Consider the following 8,546-nt stretch of genomic DNA (forward strand, 5'->3'; position numbering starts at 1 on the left):
GCGGGGGTTTTTGGGGGGGGGTACCACCCGCCAAACGGGGCGGGGCGCCCCCACCACGGTCCGGGCCCCCACGTAAACCTAAACCGCAACCGCCAACACCGCAACGGGCGCGGGCCGGGGGGGGGGGGCAATCGGCCCCGCCACCACCGATGCGACCGTGAGCGGGGGCGCGCCGTGACCGCGGGTCAGCCGGTGGGCCCGGCACGCTGTCACCACGACCGGGTCGAACGCCGCGCGGTGGACGCGCTCCTCGCGGCGTACCGCCGCACCCGCGACGAGGAACCCGACGCGCGCGCCCGGGGAGCGCACCGATGAGTCTGCTCTCGATCCGTAAGCGGCCCCAGCCGGTGCTGGCCATGGCCGAACATGATCGCCGGGTCGTGTGGCGGCTGGCCGCCCTGCTGCTGGACTACCCCGGTGAGTCCACACTGGCGCTGCTCGACCAGATGACCGCCGCCGTCCGGCAACTGCCCGAGGACGTCCGCGCCCACTTCGACCCGGTGCTGGCCTACCTGCGCGACACCTCCTCGATCGCGGTCGCGCAGAGCTATGTCGAGACCTTCGACATGCGCCGCCGGGCCAGCCTGCACCTGACGTTCTACGCCTACGGCGACACCCGCAAGCGCGGGATGGCGCTGCTGCGGTTCAAGCACGCCTACCGCCAGGCCGGCGTGGAACTGGGCGACGAGGAACTGCCCGACCACCTGCCGGTGCTGCTGGAATTCGCCGCGACCGTCGACCCGGTCGGTGGCGAACGACTGCTCGGCGAGCACGTGCCCGTCCTGGAACTGCTGCGACTGTCCCTGGGCGACAACGACTCTCCCTACAGTGGCGTGCTCGCCGCGGTGCTGACCACGCTGCCGCCGGTGACCACCGCCGACCGGCGCCGCATCGCCGAACTCGCCGCGCAGGGCCCGCCCGAGGAAGAAGTCGGGCTCGAACCCTTCGCCATGGACCCCGCCCTGTTCGACGCCACGGAAGGTCGACGATGAACGCCACCATCCCGCTCCCCGAGGGGCTCTGGCTGATCCTGCCCTACATCGCCGCGACCTCGTTCGTGCTCGGTCATATATGGCGCTACCGGTTCGACCAGTTCGGTTGGACCACCCGGTCCTCGCAGATCTACGAGTCCAAGCTGCTGCAGCTGGGCAGTCCGCTGTTCCACTTCGGGATGCTCGGGGTGTTCGGTGGGCACGTGATGGGACTGCTGATTCCCGAGTCGTGGACCAGCGCGGTCGGCATCTCCGAGCACACCTATCACCTGGTCGCGGTCGGCGCGGGGTCGGTCGCGGGTCTGATGGTCGTGGCCGGGGTGGCGATCCTGTGCTATCGGCGGATCGTGGTGCCCGCCGTGCGCAAGGCCACCAGCCGCAACGACGTGCTGATGTACACGCTGCTGACGCTGGCCCTTGTCACCGGTCTGCTCAACACCTGGGGCGCCAACCTGCTGTGGGGCACCTACAACTACCGCACGACGGTCTCCCCCTGGTTCCGCAGCCTGTTCACCATCGACCCGGAACCCGGCCTGATGGTCGGCGTCCCGTGGACCTTCCAGCTGCACGGTCTCGTGGTGCTCGCGCTGGTGGCGGCCTGGCCCTACACCCGGCTCGTCCACATGTTCAGCGCGCCGATCGGCTACCTGACCAGGCCGTACATCGTGTACCGGCGCAAAGAGGTCGACATCAAGGACAAGACCCGCTTCGCCAAGGCCTGGGACGCGCCGGTCACCCCCGACCGCTGGTGACCCGACGGCCTGACCACCCGTTATAGGCTTTCGCACTATGACCTGTCGCACATTCGTCCACGTGCTCGCGGCCGCGGCCGTGGCCACGATCGCCCCGTGGGGCCTGCCGCAGCAGACCGCCACCGCGGCGCCCTGTTCCGATATCGAGGTCGTCTTCGCCCGCGGCACCGCCGAGCCGCCCGGCCTCGGCTTCACCGGTCAGTCGCTGACCGAGGCGCTGCGCGCCAAAGCCGGGGGCCGCAGTGTGGCGGCGCACCCGGTCGACTACCCGGCCAGCAGCGACTTCACCGACACCAGGGTCTTCGCCCACACCGTGCTCGACGGCATCCGCGACACGCACCGGCGGCTGGCCGACGTCGCCGCGGCGTGCCCGAAGACCCGGATCGTGTTGGGCGGCTACTCCCAGGGCGCCGCTCTCGCCGGGTTCGCCACCATCGCCGACACACCCGACGGTGTCACCGAGGCCGACGCCAGGTTCCTGCCGACCCCGCTGGCGCCCGAGATCGCCGACCACGTGGCGGCGGTCGTCCTGTTCGGTGGTCCGTCGGATCGCTGGATGGCCGACGTCGGCGCACCGCCGGTGCGCGTCGGCCCTGCCTACGCCGACAAGACGCTGCAGCTGTGCGTCGCGGGCGACACCATCTGCGACGGCTCCCCGGCGGGCCCGCCGAACGGCCTGCACGTGCTGTACGCGGCGAACGGGATGACGCTGCAGGCGGCGGATTACGCGCTCGCGCGCCTGTGACCGCCTGACGGAAAGTCCGCGCGCCCCGCGCGACCGGTCAGGGAGAGGGGCGGCCGAGGTCCTTCCGGACGCCGGCGAACCAGGCCTGGGTGTCGGGCAGACCCTTCTCGTTGTCCTTGCGGCCGCCGACGAAGCCGTACAGGTCGGCGGCACAGCGGCTCAGCACCGTGCCCTCGTTCTCCCCGAGTTCGGTGAGCACGTCGGTGTCGTCGAGCAGGTAGGCGACCACCGCGAGCTGACCTTCCGACCAGGTCTCGCGGTGTGCCGCCCAGCCGTCGGCGCGCACCGCGCGGGCCTTCGCGAGCAGGTCGGCGCGCAGGGCGTCGCGGTCGGCGTCGCCGGGTCGGCGCGGCTTGCCCCAGCTGATCTGTTTCGGGTCCGACATGGCGAATCCTCTCGCTGACGTGCGGGCATTCCGGTCCGCCTGACTGTCGCAGATGACAGCCAGGCGGGCACAGGCAACCCCGGTCTAGCTCGCGCGCAGGAAGGTGCCCACCCGTTCGGTGCCGAGTGCGGGATCGGCCTCGCCCGCGCCGAAGACGTAGCGGCCGTTGACGAACACCGCCGTCACCGTGTCGTCGTTGCGGTTGACCATCCGCGAGAGATTGCCGAACACCTCGATCGGGGCTTCGGCGTAGGTGTCGAGCGACTCGTCCAGGTTGGCCGGATCGATCACCACGGCGTCGGCGCGATCACCGACCCGCAGGTGGCCCGCGTCGATGCCGTACCAGTCGGCGAGCTCACCGGTGACCCGGTGCACGGCGTGTTCGACCGTCATGAACGGCCGTTCGGTGCGCTGGGCGTCGTTCACCCGGCGCAGCAGGCGCAGGCCGAAGTTGTAGAAGGCCATGTTGCGCAGGTGCGCGCCCGCGTCGGAGAAGCCGAGCTGGACCGACGGGTCGGCGGTGAGGACGTCGGCGACATCGGGACGATGGTTGGAGATGGTCGTGCGCCAGCGCAGCTTGTCGCCGTGCTCGACGACCAGGTCGAGGAAGGCGTCCACCGGGTGCAGGCCGCCGCGGTCGAGCCCGACCTGGCCGAAGGTCTTGCCGAGCACCGACTCGTCGGGGCAGGCGACGATGTCGGCGTCGAAGAAGTCGCGGTGCCAGGCGCGCGGACCGAACTTGTTGTCGTAGTCCTTGCGGAAGGAACGGCGGTACTCCTCGTCCTGGAGCAGGTGCCGCTGCTCCTCGATCTGGTTGGACAGATGCAGCGCCGCCGCGCCGGAACCGAACTCCTCGAACACCGGCAGCGCGATGCCGTCGGAGTACACCTCGAACGGCACGGGCAGGTGCTGCCAGCGGAAGTCGCCGCGCAGCGCGTTCATGATCCGGCCGACGGCGGGGAACATCTTGGCCGCGCCGGGCACCGCTTTGACGTCGGCGGCCGAGAGCAGACTCACCTTGAGCGGCTTGCGGAACACGCCGGTGCTCGACAGCGCCATCGACACCAGGCTGGTCGGGCTGCCGATATCGGGCCCACCCTGCAACGCCCGGCCGCGTGCGCGCAGGATGCCGTTGAGGCGGCCGCGTTCCTTGCGCTTGGCGTAGGTCGAGGGCAGGGTGCGGGAGCGGCAGACCTCGCCGTCGAGCTTGTCGAACATCAGCTGCTGCGAAGACATGCCCACGAAGCCCGCGTCGAGCGCCTCGACGAGCATGCGCTCCATCTCGGCCAGTTCCGCGGCGGTCGGGGTCACCTCGTCGCGCGTGGCGCGGTCGAGGCCCATGACGGCGGCGCGGATATCGGAGTGCCCGATGAAGCCGGCGATATTGGGGCCCAGCGGCAGATCGGCGAGTGCGTCGGCGTATTCGGCGGCACCGGACCAGGTCTTCTTCGCGTCGACGCCGCTGACGACGTATTCGCGCGGGATGGCCTCGACGCGGCCGAACAGGTCACCCGCGGTCTCGCCGTCCACGTGCACCGTCGACAGCGAGCACGAGCCGACGAACACGGTGGTGACGCCGTGGCGCACCGACTCCGACAGCGCGGGGTCGAGCAGCACCTCCACGTCGTAGTGGGTGTGGATGTCGATCATGCCGGGCAGGACCCATTTGCCGTCGGCGTCGACCACACGGCCGCACCCGGTTTCGTCCAGTGGGGTCTCGGAGATCTCGGCGATCCTGCCGTCCTTGATGCCGAGGTGCCGTATCGCGGACGGGGCGCCGGTGCCGTCGAACCACCGGCCGCCTTTGATGATGCTGTCGAACATTGTGACCCCTTTTACAGCGCGAGCTCGCGTCGCGTGACTTTACCTGTCGCGTTGCGCGGCAGCATGTCCGAAGTGATCCGCCAGTGGGCGGGCACCTTGAAGTAGGCGAGCCGCTCGGCGAGGTAGGCGCGCAGTTCCTCGGCCTCGACCGCGCCGGGCTCGGTGACGACCACAGCCGCCACCTCCTGGCCCAGGTCGGGATGGGCGACGCCGAACACGGCACACTCGCTGACGGCGGGATGCTCGCAGAGCACGTTCTCGATCTCGGTGGGATACACGTTCTCGCCGCCGCGCAGGATCAGGTCGGTGCGCCTGCCCGACACGGTGAGCCTGCCGTCGCGCAGCGTGCCGAAATCGCCGGAACGCAACCAGCGTTCGTCGTCGACGGCGGCCTTGGTGGCGGTCTCGTCGTTCCAGTAGCCGAGCATCACGTAGGCGCTGCGGATGCAGATCTCGCCCTCCTCGCCGTCGGCGACCGGGGTGCCGTCGGCGTCGCGGATCTGTACTTCGACACCGAAGATCGGCCTGCCCACCGACGCGTCGTCGACGGCGAGGTCGAGCGGGGTGGCGACGGTGGCGGCCGTGCCGCTCTCGGTGAGGCCGTAGCTGGTGGTCAGCGACAGCTGCGCCGACGGGATCTTCGCGCGCAGGGCGGCCAGCAGTGCCGGGGAGGTCGGCGCGGAGTTGAGCGAGAGCGCCGCCAGTGAGGACAGATCATGCTGGGCGACATCGTGTTCCAGCAGTCGGGTGGCCATGGTCGGCACGGCGGCCCAATTGGTGACCCGCTCGCGTTCCACCAGGCTCAGCACCCGGCCCACCTCGAACGCGCCGTGCGGGAAGACCGCGGCCGCGCCGGTCAGCAGCCGCGGGATGACGAGGTTGTGCAGGCTCGCGATGTGGAACAGCGGCGCGGTGACCAGATACCGGCGATCGCTGGGCGCGTCGGTGGGTGGCTGACCCGCGAAGGCGGCGAGCATGGCGTCGGTGAAGCGGTGGTAGTCGCTGATCGCCACCATGTTCCGCTGCGAGTGCACCACGCCCTTGGGCCTGCCGCTGGTACCGCTGGTGTAGAGGATCACGGCCGGGTCGTCCTCGGCGACCGGGGTGTTCGGGATCGGGCCGCCGCCGTGGTCCGCGATCAGGGCGGGCAGGTCCTCATCCATGGTCAGCACCGGGATCGCGGTTCCCGTTTCGCCCAGCACGGCCGCCCTTTTCGCGTCGGCCACGACGACGGTGGGAGTGGTGTGGTCGAGGCCGTAGGCGATCTCCGGCGGCGCCCACCAGGCGTTGTAGCCGACCGGGATGGCGCCGAGGCATTGCGCGGCCCAGAACGTGATCACCCAGTCCGGGCCGTTGGCCGCGAAGATGCCGACCCGGTCGCCCTTACCGAGGCCGTAGTCGGTAGCCAGCGCCGTCGCCAGCGCGCCGGCTGCCGCGGCGTGCTCGGCGAAGGAGATGCGGCGGTCCTCGGTCACCAGGTAGTCGCGCTCGCCCCAGCCGAGCGAGTGCTCGAGCAGTTCGCGCAGGCTGCGCCTGCGGCGGGCCAGTACCGGAATCGGCACGCCGAAAACGGGTTCCACGGTCAGCTCGAACGGTGCGCCGGGCGCGGTGAGCCCCGCGGCGACCTGGGCGACGTATTCCTGCGGGTCGGTCATGTTCTGCTCCATCAGGGGATGAGGACGGCGCGGCCACGGATCGCGCCGGAGTCGAGTCGGTCGAAGGCGGTGCGCGCGTCGGCGAGGTCGAAACGTTCGATCTCGGCGCGCACGGCACCGGCGGCGGCCAGCGCCACCACGTCGATCAGGTCGGTCCTGGTGCCGCCGTAGGACTTCCGCACGGTGGCGCCCCATGGCAGGCCCGGCCCACCCGCCGGACCCGAGTCGATCCCGGGCACGCCACCCGCGAGCCCGACCATGCGGTAGGCGCCGTTGGGTGCGACGGTCTCGACCGCGAGTCTCGCGGTCGCGTCGGAACCGACGAAGTCGAAGACGGCCTCGGCGCCGCGACCCTCGGTGCGGTCCAGGATCGCGGCCGCGGCGCCCTCCCCCGCGAGCAGCGTGTGGTCGGCGCCGCAGGCCGTGGCCAGGGCGAGCTTGTGCGGGTCGACGTCCACCGCGACCACCGTGGTCTCGGTGAGCGCCTTCAACAGTTGCACCGCGACGTGCCCGAGCCCGCCGATGCCGATGGCCACGGCGGTGGCGCCCGGCCGCAGCTGGTCCATGGCGCCGCGGATCGCGTGCATCGGGGTGAGCGCCGCGTCGGCCAGGGGCGCGGCCTCGGCGAAGTCGAGGTCGCCGATGGGCACGAACGAGCGGGCCGGGATGCGCACGTATTCGGCCATTCCGCCGTCGGGACCGAGACCGGGACAGGGCGGCATGGCGGTGCGGCCCGCGGCCAGGCAGACGTTCTCGTTGCCGCCGAGGCATTCCCGGCACACGCCACACGACCAGCACAGGTAGACGATGCCCCGCTCCCCGGCCACCCGGTCGGCCACCGCCGTGCCGACCGCCTCGATGGTGCCCGCGATCTCGTGGCCGAGGGTGAGCGGGCGATCCCCCAGCGGATACGGCAGGCCGAGGACGAACGAATCGGAATGGCAGATGCCCGCCGCGCCGACCCGCAACAGCAGATCGTCCGGTCCGAGCTCCGGGATCGGCACGGTCCGCAGTTCCAGGGTGCCGGGTGCGGTCAGCTGCATCGCGCGCATGGTCATCGGCGCACCGCGTCGAAGGTGGCCTTCAGATAGCTGTCGCACCGGTCGGAACCGATCAGGCCGGTGGCCATGCGATTCATGGTGTAGGCGAAGGTGATCCGGCGGTCCAGGTCGTTGACCACCATCGAACCGCCGTACCCCGCCCACCAGCAGACGTGCCCGTCCGGGATGTGCGGGAAGGTCTGTGGTCTGGGCAGCCCGTAGCCGATACCGAAGCGCAGCGGGGTGAGCAACGCCTTGTCGATGCCGTCGGCCTGCTCGCGGAAGATCAGCTCGATCGTGTTCGGCGCGAGGAACTTCCGGCCGTCGAGCGCGCCGCCGTTGGCGATCAGCGACTGGATCCGGGCGACGGAGCGTGCGTTGCCGTGCCCGTTGGTGCCGCCGATCTCGGCCGAACGCCATGCGGGCGTGGCGGTTTCGGCGACGTCTAGCCAGGGGCTGGTGAGCGTCTTGATCAGCACGCTGTCCTGGTCCAGCGCGGACAGGTCGAAGTCGGGGAGTTCAGGCGCGACGAGGGTGGCGATGCGGTCGGCGTGCTCGGGGCCGGTGCCGATGTGGAAGTCGGCACCCAGCGGGCCCGCGAGCTCGTCGGCGAAGAAGCGCCCGAGGGAGCGGCCGTCGACGCGGCGGATCAGCTCGCCGATGAGATGGCCGTAGTTGATGGCGTGATAGCCCGAGGCGGTACCCGGTTCCCACCAGGGCGCCTGGCTCGCCAGCCGGGCCGCCGCCGCCTCGGTGTCGTAGATGTCGGCGAGCTCGATCGGCTTCTCCCAGCCCGAGACGCCGGAGGTGTGCGCCAGCAGGTGCCTGACCTCGATGGCGTCCTTGCCGTTGGCCGCGAACTCCGGCCAGTAGTGCGCCACCCGCTGGTCGACGTCCAGGTCACCGCTATCGACCAGCAGCAGTGCGCACAGCGCCGTCATCGTCTTGGTCACCGAGAAGACATTGACCAGGGTGTCGGCCCGCCACGGCGTCTCCCGTGCCGGGTCCGCGTAGCCGCCCCACAGGTCGAGCACCGGTTCACCGTCGACCGTGACGCACAGTGCCGCACCGAGTTCCGCGCCGGAGCCGAGGTGTTCGTCGAAGGCCGCGCGCACGGCCGCGAAATCGTCGTGGCAGAAGCCCGAGGAGCTGC

General features: G+C 70.8%; 8 protein-coding genes. 3 read left to right on the forward strand and 5 right to left on the reverse strand.

All coding sequences use genetic code 11. The annotated features are described in order from the left end of the window. The first annotated feature begins 311 nt into the window (after positions 1-311). The 3 genes from narJ to QH270_RS01675 are packed head-to-tail and all read left to right on the forward strand — an operon-like array spanning position 312 to position 2,489. Positions 312-992, forward strand: coding sequence for a nitrate reductase molybdenum cofactor assembly chaperone (narJ, locus tag QH270_RS01665; RefSeq protein ID WP_280338565.1), 681 nt, complete (start codon positions 312-314; stop codon positions 990-992). Further along, complete coding sequence (gene narI, locus QH270_RS01670) at positions 989-1,744, forward strand: respiratory nitrate reductase subunit gamma (protein ID WP_280338566.1); 756 nt, start codon at positions 989-991, stop codon at positions 1,742-1,744. Before narJ ends, narI begins: the two co-directional genes overlap by 4 nt. A 37-nt stretch (positions 1,745-1,781) precedes the next feature. Further along, complete coding sequence (locus QH270_RS01675) at positions 1,782-2,489, forward strand: cutinase family protein (RefSeq protein ID WP_280338567.1); 708 nt, start codon at positions 1,782-1,784, stop codon at positions 2,487-2,489. A 37-nt stretch (positions 2,490-2,526) separates the two neighbouring features. Here QH270_RS01675 and QH270_RS01680 read toward each other — a convergent pair whose 3' ends face one another. The 5 genes from QH270_RS01680 to QH270_RS01700 form a co-directional block, all read right to left on the reverse strand. Next, positions 2,527-2,874, reverse strand: coding sequence for a hypothetical protein (locus tag QH270_RS01680; protein ID WP_280338568.1), 348 nt, complete (start codon positions 2,872-2,874; stop codon positions 2,527-2,529). A gap of 84 nt (positions 2,875-2,958) precedes the next feature. After that, positions 2,959-4,698 (reverse strand): N-acyl-D-amino-acid deacylase family protein, encoded by a 1,740-nt coding sequence (locus QH270_RS01685; protein ID WP_280338569.1) that lies wholly within the window; start codon positions 4,696-4,698, stop codon positions 2,959-2,961. A gap of 11 nt (positions 4,699-4,709) precedes the next feature. Further along, entirely contained in the window at positions 4,710-6,353 is a 1,644-nt protein-coding gene (locus QH270_RS01690; RefSeq protein ID WP_280338570.1) for a class I adenylate-forming enzyme family protein, read from the reverse strand. A gap of 11 nt (positions 6,354-6,364) precedes the next feature. Continuing rightward, positions 6,365-7,405, reverse strand: coding sequence for an alcohol dehydrogenase catalytic domain-containing protein (locus QH270_RS01695; RefSeq protein WP_280338572.1), 1,041 nt, complete (start codon positions 7,403-7,405; stop codon positions 6,365-6,367). A gap of 2 nt (positions 7,406-7,407) precedes the next feature. After that, positions 7,408-8,546, reverse strand: a 1,139-nt coding sequence (locus QH270_RS01700; protein WP_280338571.1) for a serine hydrolase domain-containing protein, incomplete at its 5' end; no start/stop codon positions are given.

The organism is Nocardia neocaledoniensis, assembly GCF_029868625.1.
GTDB classification, from domain to species: Bacteria; Actinomycetota; Actinomycetes; order Mycobacteriales; family Mycobacteriaceae; genus Nocardia; species Nocardia neocaledoniensis_A.